Source organism: Paenibacillus sp. J22P218 (assembly GCF_056269195.1).
In genome coordinates, this window is record NZ_JBWDNL010000002.1 from 250,524 (window position 1) to 274,094 (window position 23,571).

The window sequence follows — 23,571 nt, forward strand, 5'->3', positions numbered from 1 at the left end:
GCCCTATCTATTGACTCTGGCGATTTGTTGGATAGGGAAAAATGTGAGATCTACTTGGACGGTTTAGCCGCTCAGATCGGCTCGCCATCGAGACGAGTAACAGCGTCGATGCTTGCAAAGCGCTACGCCTATCTTGTCATAGTGCCTGTCTTGTATGCGATGACCGTATACAATAAGGGCTTGCAGCTGACGCTGGATCAATGTCGATTGGCTGCGCCTGACGACGATGAATATAAAGTCAGCAACTCCAAATTTCCTAATCTACGGATTAGGGAGCTCCGTGTAACGGAACCGGAAGCGGGCAAACGGGAAGAATGGCGGAATCAAGTCGTACATGAGCTGTTTGGAAATCACATTACCCGGCTATTTCGTTCATTATCGGTTTTTGGCCGAGTGCCCATGCCGATCTTATGGGAGAATGCGGTTGTTCGTATTGTTCCGTTGTACGAGGATGGATTAGAAGAGGAAGGGGATCCGGCAGTATGGCAACGATATAAGGATGACATTACGTTTATATCTCAGACTGCGCCGGCTAGCCTCTTCGGAGAACGCCGCAATCCGCTTACAACGTTCATTACAGCAGCGCAAGGAGGAGTCGCCGGCGAGCTGGTTCCCTACATGCGGCAGACATGCTGCTTCTACTACGAGATGTCTCCTGAATATTGCAGAGCTTGTCCGAAGTCGCCTTGTCCCGTTTAGGGGCAAGGCGGCTTTTCACTGCATTTTTTTGGGGAATGGTTGATTACAAGTTGATTAGATATTATTGCTGTCTTCTTGCTGCGAATATGCCCTGAACCTTCGCTACCGTACCGCCGTCAACGCGGATGTCGGTGCCGGTAATATAGGAGCTGTCGCTGCTGCATAGGAATGTTATGGCGCCAGCGATTTCACTTGCTTCACCCTCGCGTCCGAGCGGGGTATTGTCAAGCAGCATCTTCATGCTTTGACTTTCTTCCGCTTCTTGTCTGCCCATTGGCGTATTGATCGAACCCGGAGAAACGGAGACGATGCGAGCGCCCTTTTGTCCCCAATCCCAAGCCTGCTCTTCTACGATCAATTGAACGCCGAGCTTGGAGAAGCCATAGGAAGTATCCGACTTGCCTTGCGTGACTTGTTCGATTCGATCCAAGAAGTCGGGAGCAAGCGGGTTCTTTAGAAGATCATTGTATGCCTCGTTGCGCGGGAAGAAAAACGCCGACATCGACGCGATACAGACGGCAACGGAACCGGGAACGGCTAAAGGCAAAAAAGATTTCAAAATCAGTCCAGTCCCAACCATGTTGACTTCCATAATTCTGCGACCGTTCGACATCGTCGGCGACAAGCCTGCGGTGTGAACAATTGCCCCCAGCTCGCCTAGCTTAGCTGCGGAAGCGGCAAGCTCCTCGACTTGCTGTTCGTTCGTAATATCGACAGTCTGGATGTAGACATCCGTAATGCCTTCTGCAGCGAGCTCTGCGACGGCTTGATTCAGGCGCTCTTCGCTTACATCTGCAAGGAGCAATGTTCCTGCTTTGCCGAGACGGCGAGCAGTCGCCTTCCCTATTCCACCGGATCCGCCGGTAATTACATATACTTTGCTCATTGTTTTTGCCTCCTATTAGGTTTGCTGGTATCATGAAGTAGAACTTATTTCTAGCATAGGCTAGATCGAATTTGTTCTTCAACTTACAATCGCATAGCAAATGTCCATTTATATAAGGAGGCGTATCTGATGAGCGCAGCTGACAGAAACGTGATATCCGCACGTTGGCTCATTATAGAGGCCTTTACCTTACTATTGGCCGTACTTCCGTTCGAGAAAATTTCGGTCCATGCCATCGTTCATAAAGCCGGTATTAGCAGGTCTACGTTCTACTCGCATTTTCAAGATAAATTCGATTTGCTTCAACAGGTGACTGAAGAAATCACGAGCAAGCTTCTCGACATTTACGAAGGAAAAACCAGCGAGGAACATATGCGGATCATGGAATCGTATACGGACCAAATCCCGATTCCGGCTACGTTCGTCATATGCGAGCATATACGTTCCTACGAGAGTTTCTATCGTAACCGCTTTCATGATCCTCATTTCTTAAGCTGGTTGAATGAGAAGCTGCGGGAACGGCTTCACCTCATCTTTGGCAATGAAGCTCAAGCAACCTTCGCCGCTGGCGGAACAGTCGGCTTTATTGGCCGCTGGTTGCTTAACGGATTGCAGGGCACATCATTAGAAAATGCGCTCCAGCTGAGCGAACTAGCTACGTTCTCGCTATCCCAAGGGAATACAGGCAAGAGGCAATGAGCCAAATTGGAGGAGATAGAATGAAATTTCAAGCAGTTGTTTTGTTAGCCAAAAAGTCAGCAACGGGAATCGAAGTTCCCGAACACGTTGTTGAAGGCCTGAGCGCAGGGAAGAAGCCGGCAGTTAAAGTGACGATCGGGGATTATAGTTACCGAAGCACCGTTGCATCTATGGGCGGCAAATACATGCTTCCGCTTAGCGCAGAGCATCGTACGGGCGCAGCCGTTCAAGCTGGCGATACGGTAGATGTCGAGATCGAGCTGGACACCGAGCCTCGAGAGGTGACGCTGCCAGCCGATTTTTCGGAGGAGCTTGATCGTAATCCGAATGCAAGAGCTTTTTTCGAAACGCTGTCCTACAGCAACAAACGTCGGTTTCTATTAAATATCGAGGGAGCCAAGACGCCTGAGACACGTGCGCGCAGATTGGAGAAATCGATCGCGGCTTTGAATGAAGGTCGGCTTCTGTAGAGGTTAGCTAGCGTATTTCTGGCGGGAGCGGGAGATGAAGACTAAGCAGTGCAAATAGCTGCTCGACCATCTCCTCCGCAGGATAGGGCATCGATTGAATAATCCACCATTCCACGAGACCGACAGCAGCCGAAGTTAGAAATTGAACAGTAATATCTCTATTCATCCCTCGCTTCATGCCGTAAACGTCTATTTGCTCCTCGAATCCTCGTGCCATGATGGTCATCAGCCGTTCTCTGAATGCCGGAATTCCTTTTCGGGTCACTAATGTTTTATAGATGTAGGCGTTCTGCTCCAAATATTGAAATGTAAGAAGAAGCGACGCCTTGGCGTTCAACGGGAGCGTGTCGCTGTTAGGCATACAGCTTTCGTACAATTGCTGCAAGTATGTTTCGATACATTGATCAAGCAGATCGTATTTGTCTGCGTAATGCAAGTAAACCGTGCCCCGGTTGACATTGGCGCGGTCGGCAATGTCATTGATCGTTATTTGATCCAAATCCCGCACTCCCAGCAGTTCGACGAAAGCGTCGATTATAGCTTTACGCGTCTTGAGTACTCGTCTGTCCATCTGTTTTCCTCCAGCTCTATTAGACAATTTGGGATCATTCGTTGATTATTCAACAATAACGGATTTATTAAGCATTGAAGCGTAACTACGCGTTTGCTAAGCTTATTTTATTGAACGTTTGTTGATAAATCAACGTTTATCTATAAAATACGAGATAGAGGGATGCCGAATGAACATTTTAGTGTACGGTGCTGGCGTATTGGGCAGTTATCTTGCGCATGCTTTGAAGCGCGGGGGCAATGACGTAACTGTTCTTGCCAGAGGGAAGCGGGCCGAGGAGCTGGAGAGGAACGGAGTCGTTGTTCGTCATTATTTTCAACTTCGAACGACCGTGGACCGAGTGCGCGTCATCCGAACGCTCGAAGCCGACGAACAATACGATCTTATTTTCGTCGTGATGAAATATAGCGACTTTCCGTCTGTCCTTCCGATTCTAGCAGCCAATCAAAGCAGTCATATCGTTATCGTAGGCAACAATGCGGATGCTAGGCAGATGCAATCTTATCTTGAGGAAAACAGTCGGACGAAGAAGCGCGTTGCGTTCGGCTTCCAACTAAGCGGAGGGCGCAGATACGAGGACGGACGCATACTGGCTGTACGCGGAGGCGGACAAATGGTTTTAGGAGGGCTGGACGGCCCGATTCCGTTCCAACCTTTACTGGATAACGCATTCAAGAAGGCTAGCTACAAGCTGGACTATCATGATGATATAGATGCTTGGCTGAAAAGCCATATTATTGCTATTCTTGTGTTGAATACGGTCAGCTTCTCCCCAGAGGGCGGAATGAAGAAGCTGGACGGCGACAAGAGGCTGCTGCTCGAATTGATCGAAGCTATGGATGAGGGCTTTCGCGTACTGGAAGCTATGGACATCACGATTACGCCGGCTGGGCAAGTTAAGTTTATCCGAGAGCGGAAGCGGTTGGTTTATTATTTCTTGAAGCTGTACAGCATAATCCCCATTTATAAATTAATTGACGGAACTATCTCCGAGATGGAAGCGTTAAGCAGCGAATTCGCCCAATGGAAGCGGGCAACGAATAGTTCGACACCTTCCATGGATAAGTTGGCTAACCAGTTTTTTCCTCATCCATAAGGCGCGCATACAGAAATAAATAGGATCAGCGGATATGTTAAATATCCGCTGATTTTTTTGTTAATAATAGGTAGGGCTTATGTTTAGTTTTAGTTATCGATATTAAGTATTCGTTATTTCGTACAGGATCAGGATCAAGTATCGTTAAGATTGCTGTAGCGATATCATTTCGGGAGGTAATCGCATGAAGCGATCCGGGGCGGCAATTATACTTGCAGCTATAGCGGCAACCGGTTGCGGGAACAGCGATAATCGCTCCGCTGGAGATGTGGGCACGGCGGACAAGCCTTTAGCCGGACAATCGATCACATTAGTGACGGGTTCTCACCCATGGGTCGATGCCATTAGGCCGCTTCTGCCGCAGTTCGAAGCCGAGACGGGAATGAGCGTTAGCGTGCAAAGTTTTTTCGAGGATCAACTGACTCAGAAGCTGACCGTTCAATTCACGTCGCGCTCCGAGACGCCTGATGTATTCATGTATCGGCCTCTTCAGGAGGGCAAGCTGTTTTTTCGAAATGGCTGGTTAGAGCCGCTTGATGACTTTGTTAAGCAGACAACGGATTACGATTATGAGGATTTTACAGCTCAATCAATTGGTTCATCGATCGTGGATGGAAGGCTTACGGGAATTCCGATTATTATCGAGCAAGCTATATTGTATTATCGCAAAGACCTGTTACAAAAAGCCGGTATACCAGTTCCGCAGACGATCGAGCAATTAGCAGATGCCGCGTCCCGATTGCATGATCCGGATAACGGAGTGTACGGATTTGTTGCCCGCGGCGGGCGCAGCCCGCTCGTCACTCAAGTATCTTCCTACCTATATTCGGAGGGAGGAGACTTTACTATGGGCAATAAAGCAACGATCAATACGCCTGCGGCAATCAAGGCATTCACGATGTACGGCACGCTGCTCCGGGATTACGGTCCATCAGACGTAATTAATATGTCATGGCCGCAAGCGAGCGCTTTTTTCGCGGAGGGCAAGGCGGCGCTGTATACGGATGCCAATTCGATCTACAAGATGACGATGGATCCAGACTATCCTGATGTTGCAGGCAATGTGGGCTTCGCGACCTTTCCGGCGGGGGCGAAGGGGTCAAGACCTTACAACATCACCTCGTGGGGGCTGGCGATTAACCCGAAGTCGGCTCATAAAGAAGCGGCATGGACCTTTATCGAATGGGCGACCAGCAAGGAGATTACGATGCTGATTCAACAGAAAGGGATACCCGGGCCGAGATCCTCCATATGGAATCGGGAAGAAGGAACGGCGGGATTTCCTGCCGAGCTCGTAAAGGTATTCAAGAAATCGGTAAATGGCGGAGTCGATCATGACCGTCCGACAACGATCAACGTGACGGAAGCCCGTGAGACGGTTGGTGAAATCGTGCAAAAGATTATAACTGGGGAGACGGATATACAAAAGACGGCGGATCAGGCGAACGCTGCATTGCAGGCGATTCTCGATAAAGAAGCGGAGTGAGAAGGTGTAACGAGTGCGGAACAGATTATCTATTTTCAGCAAAATTGTCGTTACGACTGTTCTATTGCTCATCCCGATCTTGCTTCTGTACAGCTATTCCAATCGCATAGCAAGCAGCGTGGTAGAGAAGCAGGTCCGATCATCCAATTTGAATCAGCTTACTTTCCTGATGAATCAAATGGATTCAATCATCGAGAACTTGTCGGTATTCCCTGTGATCATTAGCTACGATCCTTACATCCGTGAATTTATTAGCGGAACAGGCGAATCGTTGAAAGCGCAAGCTCGCGTGACCGAGAAGCTAAGTCTGCAGAGTGTGTCCAGCGCCTGGTCGAATGATCTTACCATCGAGCTTCCAGTTGCGAAGAAGATTCTTTCTTCTAATATTTACGTGAATGGAGCGGCAACAAGGCCGGAAGAGCGACCCATACGTACAACATGGACGTATGACCAGGACAGATCGCGGGGATATCCGGTTGGAACTTTCATTCGTGAAATAACCGAACCAGCTAACGCGAACACATACAACGATTTAACGGCGATGTTTCAAGTGCGTTTTCCCGTGCAAAATATGAGCGATATGCTTGATATCCACAAAAAAGAAAATAGAAGCGATCCTTTTTTCTATCATCCGAATGAGGAGGAGACGATCCCGAACAGCACGCTTTCTTCAGCAACGGCTGAATCCATTATCCGCACTGTACTGAACGATGCTTCCGGTAGTTCGGGGCAACAGACGATTAGCATCGAACGCGAAAAGTACCTGGTCAGCTATGTGAAATCTCGTCAGCTTGGATGGTATCTCGTCGATTACGTTCCTGTTGAGCGCATCGTATCGCCAATCATGACCGCGCGTAATTGGTTTTATTGTTCCATTGCGTTACTGCTTATGATGAGCATTGTGGCTGCCTTCCTGTTGTATCGCAACGTTCAGATTCCGCTGCACAAAATGATCCGCGGCGTCCAGCGAATGAAGGATGGCGATCTCTCATGGCGGATTAACTACAAAGCCAAGAGTGAGTTCGATGATCTGATCCGTCATTACAATGAGATGGCTGAGCAGATTCAGCGTTTAATCGAAGATGTGTATACCGAGAAGCTGCGTTCGCGGGATGCGACATTAAAGCAGCTGCAGTCTCAAATTAATCCTCATTTCTTATATAATTCGCTGTTTTTCATTATCAATTCAGCGATGATGGACGATCGGGAAGCGGTCATCTCCATGACGGAAAATTTGGCGGAATTTTATCGGTACACGACGAAGGTCGAGAATCAACAGGTCACGGTTGCAGATGAGTTGAATTTAGTGAGGCATTATCTGGCTATCCATCATCTGCGAATGGGACGTCTGGCTTACGTCATTAACGTATCTGACATCATGTTAAGCGAGCCAATATCTCGTCTTATCCTTCAGCCGCTTGTCGAGAATGCCATCGTTCACGGCATCGAGCCGCGTATAGGCGGAGGCATGATCGTCATCACGGGTGAGCAGGATGATCAATATAATCGGATTCACGTAACGGATAACGGTGTCGGGATGAAGGATGCTGAGTTGGATCAATTGCGAGAACGGTTAGTGCAAAAAGACTCTAGTACGGATGAGTTGGGAAGCGGAATACGGAATGTGCACCAGCGTCTGTGTTATCAATACGGCGAAGGTTCCGGTCTAAGCTTCCGCAACGCGCCTGACGGCGGTCTAATCGTTACCGCAACCTGGACTCGCAATGGCGGCGGCGTTGATTCGGAATAGAAGGACGGGATGCGATGGCACAGCTATTGTTTGTGGACGATGAAGCTCATGTAGTGGATCGTTTTGCGACGACTATCGATTGGAAGTCAATCAACATAGAGCAGGTATATCGCGCTTATTCCAGTCTAGAGGCACTTGAGTTGTTAAGACAGTTCTCCATCGATATCGTCATCACCGATATTAAGATGCCGGGCATGTCGGGGCTTCAGTTGATCGCCGAAATCCGCCGTCTATGGCCGAAAACCAAATGCATCCTCTTGTCCGGCTACTCCGATTTCGACTTTGCCAAGCAGGCTATTCTGTATCAGACCGAGGATTACTTGCTGAAGCCGGTCAAAGAGGTCGAGCTGCTGGCAACGGTGAAGCGGGTATTAATCAAGCTTGAGCAGGATTGGGAAGAAGTGCTTTCCAGCCAGCGAATGAGCTATACGCTCAAAGAAAATATGCCGCTTCTTCGGGCGAATCTCCTTCAAGAGCTGCTTCAGGGCAAGAAGTGGAGCGCAGAGCTGCTTCAAGAGAAGATGGCCAGGCTTGAGATGGGAAGCCACGCTTGGTCAACCGTTTCGTTAATGGTTATTCGGTTGGACGAGTCTTTCCTGCAATACGAGCTTGAAGATTTGGCATGGAAAGAATATGCCGTAAGCAACATGGTCGAGGAATTGTTCGGTACAAGGTATGCCATATGGCATACGAAGGACGCTCATGATTATTTAGTGTTTGTAATGACGGCTAAGCAGGATGAACCTGACCAAGATGATTCAGTCTGGTTCGAACGGACTGCAGCTTTGCTGCAAACTGCCGTATGTACGTATCTGAAAAGCAAAATATCCATTTTGGTGAGTAACAAAGGGAAGTTTCCGAGCGATGTTGCAGCGTACTACAACCGTGCGATTTCTTCTTTCCGGAAGCGGATCGGGAACGAGCGGGAGCTCTTCATGCGTCTTGAAGACGAGCCTAAATCGGAACCGCCCATCTATTCCTTGCAAAGTCTTTACGACCCGCCAACCTTGATTCATTTGCTTGAGGCAGCGCGTTGGGAGGTCATCGAGGAGAAGCTTCGCCATATTTTTGAATCGATGGAGCAAGGCGATGATCCTTCACAGGAGCATCTGCTCGAGATCTATTTCACGATTGCATCAGCCTACACGTATATAACCCACAAGAACGGAAGGCACTTAGCCGACTTAATTGGCAGCCACTTCGATCGCATGTCGGAAGGCATACCTTTCCGGTCTTTGAATCACTTGCGGGAATGGTCGTTCCGTACGCTGCAGCATATTAGGGACGACATGGAACGAGAAACGAAAGATTCCAGATCTACGCTCATACGGGATATTCAAACCTTTGTTGAAGAGAACGTGACGCGCGATATATCGCTGCAAAAGATTGCCGAGAACGTATTTCTCCATCCGGTCTATGTCTCGAAAGTATATAAGCTGGAAACCGGGGAAAATATGAGTGATTATGTGCAGCGCGTCAAAATGAAAAAAGCCGAATATATGCTGAAGCAGAGCAACGAGAAGATCTATGAGATTGCTGCTCTGCTTGGTTATCAGAGGCCGCACTCCTTCATCTACGCGTTTAAGAAGATGTACGGAATGACGCCTCAAGATTATCGAGATCGTTGATCGTTAAATCACATAAACAAACGGAGGGAACACACATCATGTTGTTATTTATCGTTCTTGCGGCGATCGTCGTGCTGCTATTGTTGATTACCGTTGTGAAGCTCAATCCTTTCGTCGCTCTGATTATCACCGCGATCGGTGCAGGGCTGGCTGCAGGAATGCCGCTTCTGACAACGGAAGATTCGCCGGGAATCATCGATTCTATTAAGACGGGCATGGGCAATACGCTCGGATTCCTCGCTATCGTCTTGGCGCTTGGCACTATGCTTGGCAAAATGATGGCGGAGTCCGGCGGCGCGGAGCGCATCGCCCGTACCCTTATCAAATTGTTCGGTGAGCGCAACGTCCATTGGGCGATGATGTGCGTCGCTTTTATCGTTGGCATTCCGGTGTTTTTCCAAGTCGGATTTGTCCTTCTCATTCCGCTCGTATTCACGATTGCAAGACAAACAGGCCTTTCGCTAGTGAAGATCGGCGTTCCGCTCGTTGCCGGCTTGTCCGTCGTTCACGGCCTGGTGCCTCCGCATCCGGCGGCAATGGCTGCCGTTGGAATCTTTAACGCCGATATCGGCAAGACGATTCTGTACTCCATCATCGTCGGTTTGCCGACCGCCATCGTTGCAGGTCCGCTGTACGGGAACTGGATCGGCAAGCGAATCCATAAGGAAGTTCCGAAGGAAATGGGCGATCAGCTTACGGAAAATGCGGAAACAAAGCAGCTTCCCGGTTTCTTTAATACGTTGTTTACAATATTAGTGCCTGTATTTCTAATGCTCATTGCCACCGTCGCTGATCTGTTCCTAGAGAACGGGACGCTTGCGAGCGGGGACTTCCTCTACCAAGCGGCCAAGTTTGTCGGCGATCCTGTCGTGGCCTTATTGATCGCAACGGTATACTCGTTCTTCAGCCTTGGCTTCTTCAGAGGCTTAAGCCGCGAAACGGTACTGAAATTTACGAATGACTGCTTGGCGCCTACGGCAACCATTCTTCTCGTAATCGGCGCAGGCGGCGCGTTCAACCGCGTGTTGCTGGACTCGGGCATTGGCGACTATATCGCAGAGCTTGCGACCGAGTCGAATGTTTCGCCAATTCTGCTGGGCTGGGGGATTGCGGCAATGATTCGCGTCGCGACCGGCTCTGCAACCGTATCGATGATGACGGCAGCCGGAATCGTTGCTCCAATCGCAATGGCGATGCCGGGAACGAATGTCGAGCTGCTCGTGCTTGCGACGGGCGCCGGCTCGCTCATCCTCTCGCATGTGAATGACTCGGGCTTCTGGCTGATCAAAGAATATTTTGGCATGAGCGTGAAAGAGACGCTTCTAACGTGGACGGCGCTCGAGACGATCATTTCGGTCGTAGCGCTTGCTTTGATCCTCGTCTTGAACACGGTTGTCTAACCGCGATTCGAGGATAGTGGAAGAAAGGAGTGGAGGTAAGATGGCTTCCTCTTATGTAATTGGCGTTGATATTGGAACAACTAGCACTAAGTCCGTTCTGTTCGATACGAAAGGCGTGCTTCAAGCAAGCCATACCATAGAGTATCCTTTATACTCGCCTAAGCCGGATGTTGCGGAACAGAATCCGGACGAGATCTTTCGCGCGGTTATCGGCACGGTCAAGCAAGTCGTGCTAGATAGCGGCGTTCATCCAACAAGCGTATTGTGCGTGTCGTTCAGCTCAGCCATGCATAGCGTCATTGCGGTTGACGTTGACGGCAACCCGCTCACCAAATGCATCACCTGGGCGGATAACCGCAGTGCCTTCTGGACGGAACGAATTAAGAACGAAATGAACGGTCATCAAATTTATTTGCGCACGGGAACTCCGCTGCATCCGATGGCCCCGCTATCCAAGCTCACTTGGCTTAGACATGCGGAGCCGGAATTGTTCGCACGTACGCATAAGTTTATTTCCATCAAAGAATATGTGTTCTTTAAGCTGTTCAGCCAATATGTGATCGACTATTCCATCGCGTCAGCAACGGGCATGTTTAATTTGACGAAGCTGGCTTGGGATGGGGAAGCGCTGGAGGTAGCGGGCGTTACCGCCGAGCGATTGTCTGAGCCGGTGCCGACGACCTATAGCTTGACCGGCCTTGCTTCCGAATGGGCGGCCGAGCTGGGCTTGCCGGCTTCGACGCCTTTTGTCGTAGGCGCAAGTGACGGCGTGTTGTCCAACCTCGGCGTGAATGCGATCGATCCGGGAACGGTTGCCGTGACGATCGGGACGAGCGGAGCGATCCGTACCGTCACCGATCGCCCGATCACCGATCCGAAGGGAAGAATTTTCTGTTATGCGCTAACCGAGGATATGTGGGTAATCGGCGGACCGGTCAATAACGGCGGGATGATATTCCGGTGGCTTCGCGACCAGTTATGCTCTGCGGAGGTCGAGACGGCGCTTCGGCTTGGCAAGGACCCTTACGAGGTGCTCACCGAAATCGCCGCCCGCGTTCCGGCAGGGGCCGACGGTTTGCTGTTCCATCCTTATCTGGCAGGAGAGAGGGCGCCGCTATGGGATGCGAATGCAAGAGGCTCGTTCTTCGGACTTGGCCTTCACCATAAGAAGCAGCATATGATTCGCGCTGTGCTGGAAGGCGTTATTTTCAACTTATTTACCGTATTTATGGCGCTCGAAGAGTTGATCGGCCAACCGAAGAAAATACAGGCGACAGGCGGTTTCGCGCGGTCGGAGCTATGGCGTCAGATGATGGCCGATATATTCGACCAAGAGGTGCAAGTGCCTGAGAGCTTCGAAAGCTCCTGCCTAGGGGCCGCCATTCTAGGGATGTACAGCATCGGCGAGGTCGATTCGCTGCATGTCGTATCGACGATGATGGGTTCGTCGCATAAGCATCTGCCGAATCAAGAGAATGTGGTGAAATACAAAGAGCTGAGCCGCATCTTCGTGCGGATGTCCAGACTTCTGACCGATGAGTACCAGGAAATCGCAACTTATCAGAAAAAGTGGATGTAAAGTGTGGTCACGGAGACTATGTTGAAGTCGAGAACATGAAATCGTGTTGCAAAAGGTATATGATTAAAGAGTCTTCCTGATTGGGGGGGACTCTTTTTTGCTATTATCGGTATGGTATGGTTCATTTTGGGGAGGTAATAGGCTTGAGCCTTTTGAATAACGTTTTGTTTCGATCGCTCGTGTACGCAATTGTATTTCTAAGCTTATTCATCGGACTAGCTTCACTAGTTGGACAGCAGCAAATAGAGGTCTTCGACGATCATGTTGCGAATTTTATTCAAAGCTTTCATTCCGATTCGCGTACGGCTATCATGAAGGGGGTCACAACGGCAGGATCCGGTTTATACGTCGTGTCGATTATCGTTGTTATTGTCATGACTCTGCTCGTTATCGGATACCGCAGAGAATTGTTCTTTTTTGTCGGCACTATTGTCGGCTCCAGCTTGCTTAACGTCGTGCTTAAGCTGCTGGTTCAACGGGCGCGGCCGGATATTAACCGAATAATTGACGCTGCCGGCTCCAGCTTTCCGAGCGGTCATTCCATGTCAGCCTTCACGCTATATGGGCTTACCATTTATTTTCTTTGGAAGCATATTCGTCATGCTTGGCTTCGTGTTACGACACTCGCGATCGGAATCGGAATGATCCTTATGATCGGCATTAGCCGGATTTATCTTGGCGTACATTACCCAAGCGATGTGATCGGCGGTTATTTAATGAGCTCTGGATGGCTCTTTGCAGCTATTGGCTGGTACGAGCACTATCTAGAGCCAAGATGGCGATCCAACAAGTCACGCGCCTTCAGGAAAAGCCCTGCGTAATTAAGCGCATTTTCAAGCTGCCTTGCTGAGGCGGCTTTTTTTATTTGCGACAGCCGTTGACGCTTGTGTTATGTCACAAAAAACGACTCCATATCGTTATACAAGAAATCGAGTCAATAGGAGTGATCGTAATGAAAACATTAACATGCGTCGTTATTGGGGCTGGATACGCAGGCATACATGCCATGAATGAAATTCGTAAAACCTTGCAGCGGCAAGAGAACAGCCAATCCGTCAATTTCGTTCTTATCGATAAAAATAAATATCATTTTCGCAAGGTGAAGTTGTTTAAGCCTGCGGTAACGGACGAAGATATTCGAGTGCCGCTCACGCAGCTGTTTCCTGAGGGCATATCGCTCATTCAGGGAACTGTCACGGACATTATAACGTCAGCGAAAAAAATACAACTGACAGACGCTTCAGGCGCCTTGCAAAGCTTGGATTATGATATTCTTGTTGTAGCGGCTGGCAGCATCGTTCGGCGGCCTGAGCCAAGTACAGGGGGGCAACCGCTAGGAAACCTGGATGATGCCCTTCAGATACGGGAAATATGGCTTGCCAATCTACGCAAGGCTGCCATCGAACGGAATCCGCAGGAGCGGAAACGTTTGTTGACGATTGCGGTAGCGGGAGCGGGCATAAGCGGCATTGAGACGGCGGCGGAGCTGGCCTATTATGTCCGGGAGGAAGCCCGGAAGCTCGACATCGAGACGAATGAAGTTGATATTCGCTTGTATAATGCGCATGAGCGTCTCTTTACTGACGGACCGGACGGGGTGTCCCGGAAATTGGAGCATTTTTTAAGAGATTGCGGCGTAAAGGTTGTCCATGCAAACCGAGTGCTTCAGGAAAATGCGGGTATCGTTTATTTATCCGACGGGAAGAAGCTGCCCGCAGGCTTATGTGTGTGGACATTGGGGCTAATGCCAAGTCCTGCGCTTGAACAATTCGGCCTGCCGGTTACTTCGGACGGCTATGTGAAGGTTGATGCCAGCTACCGGGTACAAGCTGCTCCCGGCGTATACAGTATCGGCGATTGCGCCAAAGTCATCGATCCGCTAAACGGCCGTTCCGACGGGATGACTTGTAAGGAAGCCATCCCTCAAGCGAGCAGATTGGCGAAAGTCATTGCAGCTGATCTAGCAGGTAAACCGGCACCTGTGCATACCAGCTATATGGACAGCTTCAGTATTGGCTTGGGTCCTGATAAAGGTCTCACATGGGTGCGCAAATGGGGAATTGATTTCATAATTACCGGCAAAATGGGTTATCGGATTAAACTTTTTACTTGGAACTTGGCCAGCACAATCAAATAATAGGATATACACATAGTGATGGAGGCGTAGGAATGGAGCAAATGTATATAAAATATAAAGGTTTGCTGCTTTCTCTAGCTTACCAGTTGACCGGCTCATTCTCCGATGCGGAGGACATCGTTCAGGATGTCTTCCTGAAGGCATATGACGGAAACCCGCTAGGTTTGGCGGAAGCGCCGCAAGCGTATTTGTGCAAGATGGTGACGAATCGTTGCCGGGATTTGCACAAATCGGCGCGCAAACGCAAGGAGCAATATTTTGGCGAATGGCTGCCCGAGCCCGTTCCTACCTCTGACGACGAAAATTTCGAAATGATCGCTCGCTCCGAATTATTATCCTATGCCATGCTGGTTATGCTGGAAAGGTTGTCGCCCGCGGAGCGGGCGGTGTTTGTCCTTCGCGAAGCGCTTGGTTTTGAATACGCGGGTATTGCAGCCATTATCGACAAGAACGAGGCCAATACCCGCAAGCTGTTCAGCCGCGCGAAAGCGAAAATGAGAGAGGCTGGCAACGCGGCCGCCTTACCCTTCACGGATGAAAATGCAGCATGGGTCCGCCAGTTTTTGAACATGCTTGAACAAGACCGGGTCGACGAAGTGATGGCGATGCTAGCCCAAGATGTCGTGTTGATTTCCGATGGAGGCGGAAATGTTGTCTCCGCGGTTCATCCGATCGTGAGCAGGTCGTTTGTTTCCCGTTTCTTGCTCGGTATCATGCGCAAAAGTGCCAGCGACGGTGTTTCCTCGTCATTCCGAGTAAGTGAAATTAACGGTCAGATCGGCATCACGATTTACTCCGAGCAGGGCATAGAGGCCGTTACTTTATTTCAAATCGAAGGCCATCTTCTTCGTAACATTTACTTGATCAGAAATCCGGATAAGCTGAAGCTGTTCCAGAGCATTTGAACCAAGGTTTTGCAATCTGAACCACGTCGTTATGACGTGGTTTTTTTTATCTACTGAGAGTCATGGACATTCACTCAACGATGCAATAGGTTCTGGGATCTTCTCCATTGCGTAGGCGTCGTGCCAACGAAGCGCTTGAATACGGTCGCAAAATGCTGGCTTGATTGATACCCTAACTGGAAAGAGATGTCCGTTATCGACGCATCCGATTCCATAAGATGACGACAAGCCGCTTTCACGCGAAGCCGCTCGACGAACGTCATTGGCGGCTCTCCGGTAAAGTCCTGAAACGTTCGGTAAAAGTGCGAAGAGCTGACGCCTGCGACAGCTGCAAGCTCATTTACGGAGGGGCGCCATTCCGGCTGTTTGTTCATTCTGGCAATAAGCTCATGAAAGGCATGAATCAAATCGGATGCGATATCGTTCGTTCCGGAGCGAGGCCCAATAAAGGCAAGAATGATTTCAATTAAAGCGGAACGTACAGCGGTGCTTTGACTAGGGCTATCCTTCACTAACGACGACCTTAATTTCTTGAAAACTTCAACGGCCGGCAGTCCAAGATGGAAATGGCGCGGCAATTGCAACAATGCTTCTTCGATGACTAAGCTCTCTGAAGGCGGCAAGCATAACCAACCGTCATGATGAGGCGCTTCGATAATCAACCACCAAAACTTGCAGGGCTCGATCACATTGAAGCCCCCTCTATGCTTCTCGCCGGGACGCGAATGGAATAGATCGCCTGTCAATGTCTCATAAAATTGCCCTTCAAGCACCCAGCTTGCTTTTCCTTGCTCAATTAGAACAAATTCATAACATCCGGGATGCTCATGTTCATGCAGCGGCACTGCCTTACGCAATTCATCGCTGCCAAGCATGACGAATTCCGGTACGCTGCGGATAGGCGGATTGCTGTCGGTATCGTATGTCCAGCGTTTGTTCATGAAAGGGGAAGCTCCTTCGTTCGTTTGTTTGAGTATGTACTCTATGTTTCTCATCCTACTTCGTACGAACTTGAACGTCAATCGCTATTCGTTCAGGTTAAGATGATGTCAATCGCAAATAAGGAGGAACATAGATGACTTTACTAGCTGAAAGACAGTACAAAATTACGCAACAGGATAAAGAAATTTTTAACCGCGATGGCTATTGGATTAGCCCCAAGCTCTTTGATGACGAGCAGATCGAACGGTTGCGCGAGGCGCATCGCCGGATATGGTCGGGCGATTACGATGGCGACGGGATATCGATGAATCATTTTCGGCTTAGCGACAACCCTGGCGCGCTTCGCAAGCTGGATAATGGCTGGTGGATCAATGACGAGGTGAAGAAGGCGGTATTGGATCCGTTCATTGGAGAGCTGTCCGCCGATTTGTTGGACACGGATGAAATTCGACTTTGGCATGATCAGGTTATTTATAAGCCCGGTATCGGCAGTGAAGTTTCCGATGCAGGCAACGTGGGCTGGCATCAAGACTACGGTTACTGGCAATGCTCGGATACGCCCGATATGATAACCGTTTGGATTGCGCTGCAGGACACGGATTTATCGAACGGCGGCATGATGACGATACTCGGCTCTCACAAGTGGGGATTGGTACCTGACAGCGACTCCTTCTTTAACCAGAACATGGAGGAACTGAAGCATAAATATTCGGATGGCCGAAGCTGGGTAGAGGAGCCGTGCATTCTGAAGGCGGGACAAGCAAGCTTTCATCACGGTCTTACCTTCCATGGATCGGGACCGAATCGGACGAATGATCCGCGGTTATCGGTCGTATCTCATGTGATGAAAGGCGGTACGGGCTACCGTGCAGGTATCCAGCGTCACGACAACATTCGACTGTTGGGGCCGCGTCCGGTTCAAGGTCAGCCGTTCGCTAACGACTATTTCCCGATTCTTTTCAAGAGATAATCATACATGTGGACAAACGAACAGCCCTGCTCTCCCAATGGAGAAGCAGGGCTGTTCTTACTCATCCGGTATTAGTGATTAAGCACTTGTTTTCTTTGTTTATCGAAAGAGACGATTACGGCGAACAGCAGAAGAATGAAGCCCGTGAACATAAATCCTCCGATGGTATCGAAGGGCAGCCAGCCGAGAACGCTGGAACCGGCGACGACACCGAGCGAGAAGAAGGCGTAGAAGTAACCATAGGCTTTGCCTCGCAGATCAGCCGGTGTTGCTTGGATAAGCATCGTATTAATAGATGGGAATAGGAGTGCGAAGCCTACTCCATATAGACCGAGTACAACATAAAGTGACAGTGTCGTATTCGACTGACTAATCAATAGCTGGCTTGCTCCCATAAGCCCCATGCCGATGGCCATTGTCCTTGAAGGGGCGACACGGTCGAATATGCGATTCGTCGGAAGTACAAACAACAGGACGGCAATGATGCCAAACGTGCTCATTAACGTGCCGCTTAACCTTGAATCATAACCGAGCGACTGCACATGCAGAGGCAGTAAGTAAGCAATTACGCCTTGCGAGAACATTAAGAAGAATGCTCCGCCGTAAGCCTTAATTACACCTGATTGGAAGAGCGAACCTGACGATTGTGCTTTAGCTTCAGCCTTCTCGTTTTTTGTGATTTTATATTTCCTGAGAAAAATAGCGGATAGGACGGCGAGCAGCAATCCGAGTACGGCTACGCAAGTAAAGACGAACGGCACGGACGTTCTGCTTGCCATTATGCCGCTGAAAGCAGGGCCGATAATGGCGGCAAGTCCGACGAACGTACCCGTGAAGGCGACTTTCTTCCCTTGCTCGTTGCTCATCGTCGTATTGGCGGAGTAGGTGAACGCTGCCGGAACGATCAGCCCGGCGACGAAGCCGTGCAGGATTCGAACGATAATGAGCAAAGTCGGTTCTTCGACGAAATGATAGAGCAGCAATGCGCCGCTCGATAAGACCATTCCGGCCATCAAGATTCGGAAGGGGCCAACCTTATCCGTCATGATGCCGGACAATATGTTGCCAAGCGTATTGGCCAGCGAGTACAGACCGATAACGAAACCAACAATAAAAGAGCTGGCGCCGACAGATGCCGCGAAAGTGCTCATGACGGGCAATTGCGCGAACAAATCGAAGAAAGAGAAGAACACGATTGCGTACACCAGCACGGAAATGTTAATCTGGCGCAATTCGTATTTGCTTTTCGCTTTCTTAAGCTGCCAATCCAGCACGAAGTTGCCGAACGGGACGAAGGCCGCAATGACGGCCGCGGCAGGCCAGAGAAGATTCCACTTCACTCGAATAGCTGCATAGGCGATAGCCGCCGCATAGAGACAGAAGATGCCGCCATGTATGCTGCCTACTATCGTGACCGCTTCTTCGATTCCGCCTATATACTTCAATGGCATCGCGATGCCTAATAATACGATCAATGATATGCCATCTAGAATGCCTGTTAGGCGTAAAAGGTTAATGGGATGTGCGCGCACTTGATTTGCTCCTAATCGCGTAATAATTGCTTCCTCTATTTTAGCATGCCGTTAAGCGTGTAACACGCAAACAATTGGACATTGTTTAAACTCCGTTTAAATTGGCGCGTTATGATCGCTTTATTCAAAATATAAGAAGTATAAATTTTTTTGTTTATACCTTTCTTATATTTCACCGCGAAACGTCAGCTGTTGCCGCCAAAGGCCGGTGACAGCCGTTTACACTTGGTTTATATAGGAGGAATTGCAATGAGTCATGTATACAGAAAAGAAACCGGAGAGTGGGCTGTTGAAGCACAAGGGCTGGTCAAAATTTTCGGTGACAATCGCGCTGTAGACGGTGTGGATCTGAAAGTGCCTACAGGTTCGATCTATGGCGTGCTTGGTCCGAATGGAGCGGGGAAAACAACGACCATCCGCATGCTGGCAACGCTGCTTAGACCGGATGCAGGATCGGCTAAAATATTTGGGCATGATGTGGTGAAGGAATCTCAGATCGTAAGGCAATTGATTGGCGTGACCGGGCAGTATGCTTCGGTCGACGAGTCGCTTAGCGCTACCGAGAATCTAATTATATTTTCCCGCTTGCTAGGGCTGGGACGAGCGGAATCGAAGCGCAAAGCAGAGGAGCTGCTGGAGGAATTCGGCCTCACGGAGGCTGCGAAGCGGCCGCTTCGCAACTTTTCCGGCGGCATGCGCCGCCGGCTGGATCTTGCTGCCAGTCTGATCGCGCAGCCGCCGCTCCTGTTCCTTGACGAGCCGACGACCGGTCTCGATCCGCGTACCCGTTCGCAGATGTGGGATACGATTCGTCGTCTGGTGAATACCGGTTCAACCGTTCTGCTTACGACACAATATCTTGAGGAAGCGGATCAGCTTGCCGACAGAGTCGCGGTTATCGATCGCGGTCTCGTCGTCGCCGAAGGTACCGTAGATGAATTGAAAGCGTCGGTTGGAACGTCGTCCCTGCATTTGCGAGTAGCCGATGCAGAGTACATCGGTCAGGCGCGTCGAATTGTCGAGCAGGTGCTGCGCGTACAGACGAGCGTATCTTCAGAAGCTGCGAAGATTACGGCACCGATGGCGGATGCCGACTTAGTGACCGATCTATTGATCGCGCTTCGCTCGTCGGGTATTCATTTGGCAGAGCTTAGCGTACAGAAGCCGACGCTTGACGAAGTATTTCTAACGATTACAGGACATGGCGTTAAGGAGGAAGTAACCGTATGAACCACACAACTACAAAATCAACAGTCTATAGCGAGCTGAGAAACCGCACGAGCTTCAGACAATCGGTACGCAACTCGTTCACGATGGCGTATCGGGGCTTGCTCAAAATTAAGCGTACGCCTGAGCAATTATTTGACGTCACGCTGCAGCCGATTATATTCACTCTTATGTTCACTTATATTTTCGGCGGAGCGATTTCCGGCGATGTCATCAGCTACTTGCCAGTCATTATTCCCGGCATTCTCGTTCAAACCGTTATCACTACCTCAGTCGTTACAGGTGTTCAATTACGAGAGGATATGGACAAAGGCGTCTTTGACCGATTCAAGTCGCTGCCGATCGCCCGTATCGCGCCGCTTGCCGGAGCGTTGCTGGCAGATACGGTCCGGTACAGCATTGCCACAGTGCTTACGTTCTCCATGGGTTACGTAATGGGCTACCATCCCGAAGGCGGCTTAGGCAGCGTCGCGCTTGCCGCGCTGCTCGTCATCTTCTGTTCGTGGGCGATCAGCTGGATCTTTGCTTTCTTCGGCGTTATTGCGCGTACAGCATCAAGCGTGCAAGGCATTTCGATGCTCGTGCTGTTCCCGCTTACGTTTCTGTCCAATGCCTTCGTACCGGTCGATACGATGCCGAACTGGCTGCAATGGTTTGTGAAGATCAATCCGATTTCGCATCTCGTTACAGCCGTCCGCGAGCTTACCAATTCAGGCACGGTAGGCATGGATCTTGTTATCTCGCTTATCGGCGCTGCGGTCATCGTAGCGGTCTTCGCGCCGATTACGGTCAAAGCGTACATGCGCCGGACATAAGCAAAAACATTGATAATAATATGTGCCAAACAGTCTTGCTTTATAGCGAGACTGTTTTTTGTTTATATAGGTAAAGTTTTTTATGCTTTTCTAGCGTTTTTAGCTATAGGAAGATCCTATCATTTTGGAATCAAATAAGAGGTGAATGACAGCTAAGAAGCGCGTATAATGGTGCACATACACTTCTAGAAATTTATCGCAGAACGGATGATTCAAGTTGCAGCTCAAGTTATCGTCGGTCTACTTGCTCTTTTACATGGGGCTTGGCGCATATGCGCCGTATTTAAGCTTGTATTTGCATGATAGGGGAATTAGCGGCTCTCAGATGGGGCTCATACTAGCGCTAGGCTCGCTGGCGGGTATTGTGTCCCAGCCGTTATTCGGACTATTGAACGACCGTTCGAAAGATTATCGCTCGATATTGAGATGGATCTCGCTGCTGTCAGCCGTTGTCGTACTGGCGCTTGTTCCCGATCAAGGATTAACTGCGCTGATTATAACGTTCGTGCTGTTCTCGTTCATTAGCTCGCCTGCTTCGCCGCTAATTGATGCGATTGCCGTTCAGAACGGAACGGGGCACGGTTTTTCCTTCGGTGAAGTCCGGGTATGGGGCGCTATCGGCTTTTCGGTCATTACGGTTTTTGCAGGCTATCTTTATGAGGATATCGGCTATAAGTATATATTCACGGCGTATTCGCTGTTCGCGCTGCTTCTGTTTCTTATTCTCTTCTGGCTGCCGGCAATCCCAAGAGCCAAGCCGAAGCACCGGATAGAGAAAGGCGCCCTCCGGGAGCTTGTCACTAACTGGCGTTTTGTATGCTTTATTGCCATCAGCATCCTCGTATCGGTAAGTATGACGATGAATTTCAACTACTTATCGATCTTCCTTCAAAGACTAGACTATCCGGTGGAGCTTGTCGGATGGAGCTTTACGGTTGCAGCAGTCGTCGAAATTCCGTTATTTTGGCTTTCGTATAAGGTGATACGCCGGCTCGGATTGTTCCCGCTGCTCATCGGCAGCGTGCTCATGTATGCCTTGAAGTATATCGCGATTAGCTTCGCGCCCCCGACATCCGTCATTCTCTTACTGCAGGCGGTAGACGGCATCGCACTTGTCTTTTACTTCAGCACGGCCGTTGAGATCGTCAACCTGATGGCGCCGGACAACGGCAAAGCGACCGCGCAGACGATGTTCGCTGCCGCAGGCGGCATCGCCGGAATTGCAGCCAATGCGGCTGCCGGCTGGATCGTAGACCACCAAGGCCCTCAATTTCTGTTCGGCATGATGGGGGCGATGGGAATAACGGCGACGGTATTGTTCCTGTTATTCTATGTCAAAGGCGATAATCGGCAGCAGCTTGCAAACGTCGATTAATGGGTTGTTGTAATAGAATGGAGCCAAGCCCTTCGAAGGGATTGGCTTTTTTAACGGCATCTTATAGCTACAGGCTGGCATCTTGATTTAATCATCTATGTTTAAAATATAGGTAATTTATCCAGTTATTTATTGGAAAACTAGCCAAATAAATTTGAATAACGTAATATCCTCCTGTTAAATTCACCGATATCGGGAGAAATTACAGTGATCTCGTATAGTAATAATTGACTGATATTTCTGGTTCACTCTCTCACAAAAAAAAAAAGCGCTTGCAAAGGAAGTTATTGTCATGGTATATTCATCTCGACAAAAAAATCTAAACGTTTAAATACGGAGGTGCAGTCGTGTCCAGCATAAGCATTAAAGACATCGCCGCAAAGGCTCGAGTATCCACAGCGACCGTATCCTATGTATTGAACGGCACCCGCAACGTCAAGCAGCAAACGCGAGAACGCGTCCTGCAAGTTATTGACGAAATGAATTATAAACCGAACAACGCCGCGCAAAGTCTGAAGCGCAGACGCACGAATACGATCGGTGTTATTGCGGAAGACGTCACCGTGTTCAACGTACCGGAAATTATCGACGGCATCAACGATTGCGCCGATCGGCTGGACATGCATATTTTGTTGACTAACTTGCGGCTGGATAAGAGAATTGGGCGCAGCTTCGACAATGTCGACGCATACCGGCATTTTGCGGACAATGCGGTGTCCGAGCTGCTTAGCAAGCAAGTGGAAGGCATTATCTATATCGGCGTGCATCCCCGTGATCTGACGGGACTGTGCGATACCTTGGGCAAGCCGATTGTGTATACATACTGCTATACGCAAAGCGATCTGTCGATTCAATACGATGATGAGCAAGCAGCCTATGAGGCAATGGAGTATTTGGTGAACAAAGGCCATTCCCGCATTGCCATTATTAGCGGCGCTATGGATTCGATTCCGTCGCGGCTGCGGTTTAACGGGTTTTATAAGGCGGTTACAGAGTTTCAATTACCTTTCGATCCGCTTCTGATCAAGATGGGGGATTGGGAGGCGGAATCCGGCTACCGGTTAACGAAGGAGCTTCTGTCGCTATCCGTTCCGCCGACGGCAATTCTGTCAATGAATGACGTCATGGCGGTCGGCATTTTGCAGGCGGCACGCGAGCTTGGCGTCGCGATTCCCGGAGCGCTCTCGGTTATCGGCTTCGATAATCGGGAATTCAGCGAGTATTTGACACCGCGGCTCACTACAATGGGGCTGCCGCTTCATCAGATCGGTTATCAGGCGATGGAGGCATTGTCCCGAATCCTGCAAAGCGAAGAGCCAGGCATTAGCTCGAAACCGATATGCAAGCTGATTGAAAGAGATTCCGTAGCTTCACCTTAAAAGGCTATCGCCTTTTTTTAATGAA

At 49.6% G+C, this 23,571-nt stretch carries 21 protein-coding genes; 17 read left to right on the forward strand and 4 right to left on the reverse strand.

Annotated elements, in window-relative coordinates; all coding sequences use genetic code 11:
- The first annotated feature begins 54 nt into the window (after positions 1 to 54).
- Positions 55 to 699 carry an IucA/IucC family C-terminal-domain containing protein gene (locus AC0YN0_RS09990; protein WP_475821145.1) on the forward strand — a complete coding sequence of 215 codons (645 nt, stop codon included), beginning with the start codon at positions 55 to 57 and terminating at the stop codon, positions 697 to 699.
- Positions 700 to 760: 61 nt separating this feature from the next.
- On the opposite strand, the gene AC0YN0_RS09995 is transcribed toward AC0YN0_RS09990, so the two are convergent.
- The gene (locus tag AC0YN0_RS09995) at positions 761 to 1,585 is read right to left on the reverse strand and encodes an SDR family oxidoreductase (RefSeq protein ID WP_475821146.1); all 825 of its coding nucleotides are present in this window, start codon (positions 1,583 to 1,585) and stop codon (positions 761 to 763) included.
- Positions 1,586 to 1,714: 129 nt separating this feature from the next.
- Here AC0YN0_RS09995 and AC0YN0_RS10000 point away from each other — a divergent pair, with 129 nt between their 5' ends.
- The gene (locus AC0YN0_RS10000) at positions 1,715 to 2,284 is read left to right on the forward strand and encodes a TetR/AcrR family transcriptional regulator (protein ID WP_475821147.1); all 570 of its coding nucleotides are present in this window, start codon (positions 1,715 to 1,717) and stop codon (positions 2,282 to 2,284) included.
- A 20-nt stretch (positions 2,285 to 2,304) separates the two neighbouring features.
- A complete protein-coding gene (locus tag AC0YN0_RS10005) occupies positions 2,305 to 2,754 on the forward strand; it encodes a YdeI/OmpD-associated family protein (RefSeq protein ID WP_475821148.1) in 450 nt (149 codons plus the stop codon).
- 7 nt (positions 2,755 to 2,761) lie between these two features.
- Here the strand turns inward: AC0YN0_RS10005 and AC0YN0_RS10010 are convergent, their stop codons facing one another.
- Positions 2,762 to 3,325, reverse strand: coding sequence for a TetR/AcrR family transcriptional regulator (locus tag AC0YN0_RS10010; protein WP_475821149.1), 564 nt, complete (start codon positions 3,323 to 3,325; stop codon positions 2,762 to 2,764).
- Positions 3,326 to 3,494: 169 nt separating this feature from the next.
- Here AC0YN0_RS10010 and AC0YN0_RS10015 point away from each other — a divergent pair, with 169 nt between their 5' ends.
- The 9 genes from AC0YN0_RS10015 (at position 3,495) to sigJ (ending at position 15,306) form a co-directional block, all read left to right on the forward strand.
- A complete protein-coding gene (locus tag AC0YN0_RS10015) occupies positions 3,495 to 4,421 on the forward strand; it encodes a ketopantoate reductase family protein (protein ID WP_475821150.1) in 927 nt (308 codons plus the stop codon).
- A gap of 184 nt (positions 4,422 to 4,605) precedes the next feature.
- Positions 4,606 to 5,907 carry an ABC transporter substrate-binding protein gene (locus AC0YN0_RS10020; protein WP_475821151.1) on the forward strand — a complete coding sequence of 434 codons (1,302 nt, stop codon included), beginning with the start codon at positions 4,606 to 4,608 and terminating at the stop codon, positions 5,905 to 5,907.
- A gap of 13 nt (positions 5,908 to 5,920) precedes the next feature.
- Positions 5,921 to 7,657 carry a sensor histidine kinase gene (locus AC0YN0_RS10025; protein WP_475821152.1) on the forward strand — a complete coding sequence of 579 codons (1,737 nt, stop codon included), beginning with the start codon at positions 5,921 to 5,923 and terminating at the stop codon, positions 7,655 to 7,657.
- A 14-nt stretch (positions 7,658 to 7,671) separates the two neighbouring features.
- Positions 7,672 to 9,285 carry a response regulator transcription factor gene (locus tag AC0YN0_RS10030; protein WP_475821153.1) on the forward strand — a complete coding sequence of 538 codons (1,614 nt, stop codon included), beginning with the start codon at positions 7,672 to 7,674 and terminating at the stop codon, positions 9,283 to 9,285.
- A gap of 38 nt (positions 9,286 to 9,323) precedes the next feature.
- Positions 9,324 to 10,685: a GntP family permease gene (locus AC0YN0_RS10035; RefSeq protein WP_475821154.1), complete on the forward strand. Its 1,362-nt coding sequence runs from the start codon at positions 9,324 to 9,326 to the stop codon at positions 10,683 to 10,685.
- Positions 10,686 to 10,725: 40 nt separating this feature from the next.
- On the forward strand, positions 10,726 to 12,264 hold the full coding sequence (gene gntK / locus AC0YN0_RS10040) for a gluconokinase (RefSeq protein ID WP_475821155.1): 1,539 nt from the start codon (positions 10,726 to 10,728) through the stop codon (positions 12,262 to 12,264).
- A 143-nt stretch (positions 12,265 to 12,407) separates the two neighbouring features.
- On the forward strand, positions 12,408 to 13,085 hold the full coding sequence (locus tag AC0YN0_RS10045; protein ID WP_475821156.1) for a phosphatase PAP2 family protein: 678 nt from the start codon (positions 12,408 to 12,410) through the stop codon (positions 13,083 to 13,085).
- 131 nt (positions 13,086 to 13,216) lie between these two features.
- Positions 13,217 to 14,401 carry an NAD(P)/FAD-dependent oxidoreductase gene (locus AC0YN0_RS10050; protein WP_475821157.1) on the forward strand — a complete coding sequence of 395 codons (1,185 nt, stop codon included), beginning with the start codon at positions 13,217 to 13,219 and terminating at the stop codon, positions 14,399 to 14,401.
- A 32-nt stretch (positions 14,402 to 14,433) separates the two neighbouring features.
- On the forward strand, positions 14,434 to 15,306 hold the full coding sequence (gene sigJ / locus AC0YN0_RS10055) for an RNA polymerase sigma factor SigJ (RefSeq protein ID WP_475821158.1): 873 nt from the start codon (positions 14,434 to 14,436) through the stop codon (positions 15,304 to 15,306).
- 74 nt (positions 15,307 to 15,380) lie between these two features.
- Here the strand turns inward: sigJ and AC0YN0_RS10060 are convergent, their stop codons facing one another.
- Positions 15,381 to 16,247 carry a helix-turn-helix domain-containing protein gene (locus tag AC0YN0_RS10060; protein ID WP_475821159.1) on the reverse strand — a complete coding sequence of 289 codons (867 nt, stop codon included), beginning with the start codon at positions 16,245 to 16,247 and terminating at the stop codon, positions 15,381 to 15,383.
- Between the two features lie 134 nt (positions 16,248 to 16,381).
- Here AC0YN0_RS10060 and AC0YN0_RS10065 point away from each other — a divergent pair, with 134 nt between their 5' ends.
- Entirely contained in the window at positions 16,382 to 17,218 is an 837-nt protein-coding gene (locus AC0YN0_RS10065) for a phytanoyl-CoA dioxygenase family protein (protein ID WP_475821160.1), read from the forward strand.
- A gap of 71 nt (positions 17,219 to 17,289) precedes the next feature.
- Here the strand turns inward: AC0YN0_RS10065 and AC0YN0_RS10070 are convergent, their stop codons facing one another.
- On the reverse strand, positions 17,290 to 18,693 hold the full coding sequence (locus AC0YN0_RS10070; protein WP_475821161.1) for an MFS transporter: 1,404 nt from the start codon (positions 18,691 to 18,693) through the stop codon (positions 17,290 to 17,292).
- Positions 18,694 to 18,999: 306 nt separating this feature from the next.
- Between AC0YN0_RS10070 and AC0YN0_RS10075 the strand changes: the two genes are divergently transcribed.
- The 4 genes from AC0YN0_RS10075 (at position 19,000) to AC0YN0_RS10090 (ending at position 23,546) form a co-directional block, all read left to right on the forward strand.
- Complete coding sequence (locus tag AC0YN0_RS10075) at positions 19,000 to 19,980, forward strand: ATP-binding cassette domain-containing protein (RefSeq protein WP_337099186.1); 981 nt, start codon at positions 19,000 to 19,002, stop codon at positions 19,978 to 19,980.
- Positions 19,977 to 20,792, forward strand: a complete 816-nt coding sequence (locus AC0YN0_RS10080) for an ABC transporter permease (RefSeq protein ID WP_442052424.1) — start codon at positions 19,977 to 19,979, stop codon at positions 20,790 to 20,792. The genes AC0YN0_RS10075 and AC0YN0_RS10080 overlap by 4 nt, the downstream gene beginning before the upstream one ends.
- A 217-nt stretch (positions 20,793 to 21,009) precedes the next feature.
- On the forward strand, positions 21,010 to 22,167 hold the full coding sequence (locus tag AC0YN0_RS10085; protein ID WP_475821162.1) for an MFS transporter: 1,158 nt from the start codon (positions 21,010 to 21,012) through the stop codon (positions 22,165 to 22,167).
- A 347-nt stretch (positions 22,168 to 22,514) separates the two neighbouring features.
- Positions 22,515 to 23,546, forward strand: a complete 1,032-nt coding sequence (locus tag AC0YN0_RS10090; RefSeq protein ID WP_475821163.1) for a LacI family DNA-binding transcriptional regulator — start codon at positions 22,515 to 22,517, stop codon at positions 23,544 to 23,546.
- Positions 23,547 to 23,571 lie beyond the last annotated feature (25 nt).

Bases quoted from the DNA above. Each gene is read 5' to 3' on its own strand.
- AC0YN0_RS10000 (WP_475821147.1), top strand. From the start codon at position 1,715: ATGAGCGCAGCTGACAGAAACGTGATATCCGCACGTTGGCTCATTATA.
- AC0YN0_RS10075 (WP_337099186.1), top strand. From the start codon at position 19,000: ATGAGTCATGTATACAGAAAAGAAACCGGAGAGTGGGCTGTTGAAGCA.
- AC0YN0_RS10015 (WP_475821150.1), top strand. From the start codon at position 3,495: ATGAACATTTTAGTGTACGGTGCTGGCGTATTGGGCAGTTATCTTGCG.
- AC0YN0_RS10065 (WP_475821160.1), top strand. From the start codon at position 16,382: ATGACTTTACTAGCTGAAAGACAGTACAAAATTACGCAACAGGATAAA.
- AC0YN0_RS10060 (WP_475821159.1), bottom strand. From the start codon at position 16,247: ATGAACAAACGCTGGACATACGATACCGACAGCAATCCGCCTATCCGC.
- AC0YN0_RS10050 (WP_475821157.1), top strand. From the start codon at position 13,217: ATGAAAACATTAACATGCGTCGTTATTGGGGCTGGATACGCAGGCATA.
- AC0YN0_RS10035 (WP_475821154.1), top strand. From the start codon at position 9,324: ATGTTGTTATTTATCGTTCTTGCGGCGATCGTCGTGCTGCTATTGTTG.
- gntK (WP_475821155.1), top strand. From the start codon at position 10,726: ATGGCTTCCTCTTATGTAATTGGCGTTGATATTGGAACAACTAGCACT.
- AC0YN0_RS10005 (WP_475821148.1), top strand. From the start codon at position 2,305: ATGAAATTTCAAGCAGTTGTTTTGTTAGCCAAAAAGTCAGCAACGGGA.
- AC0YN0_RS09995 (WP_475821146.1), bottom strand. From the start codon at position 1,585: ATGAGCAAAGTATATGTAATTACCGGCGGATCCGGTGGAATAGGGAAG.
- AC0YN0_RS10080 (WP_442052424.1), top strand. From the start codon at position 19,977: ATGAACCACACAACTACAAAATCAACAGTCTATAGCGAGCTGAGAAAC.
- sigJ (WP_475821158.1), top strand. From the start codon at position 14,434: ATGGAGCAAATGTATATAAAATATAAAGGTTTGCTGCTTTCTCTAGCT.
- AC0YN0_RS10030 (WP_475821153.1), top strand. From the start codon at position 7,672: ATGGCACAGCTATTGTTTGTGGACGATGAAGCTCATGTAGTGGATCGT.
- AC0YN0_RS10010 (WP_475821149.1), bottom strand. From the start codon at position 3,325: ATGGACAGACGAGTACTCAAGACGCGTAAAGCTATAATCGACGCTTTC.
- AC0YN0_RS10020 (WP_475821151.1), top strand. From the start codon at position 4,606: ATGAAGCGATCCGGGGCGGCAATTATACTTGCAGCTATAGCGGCAACC.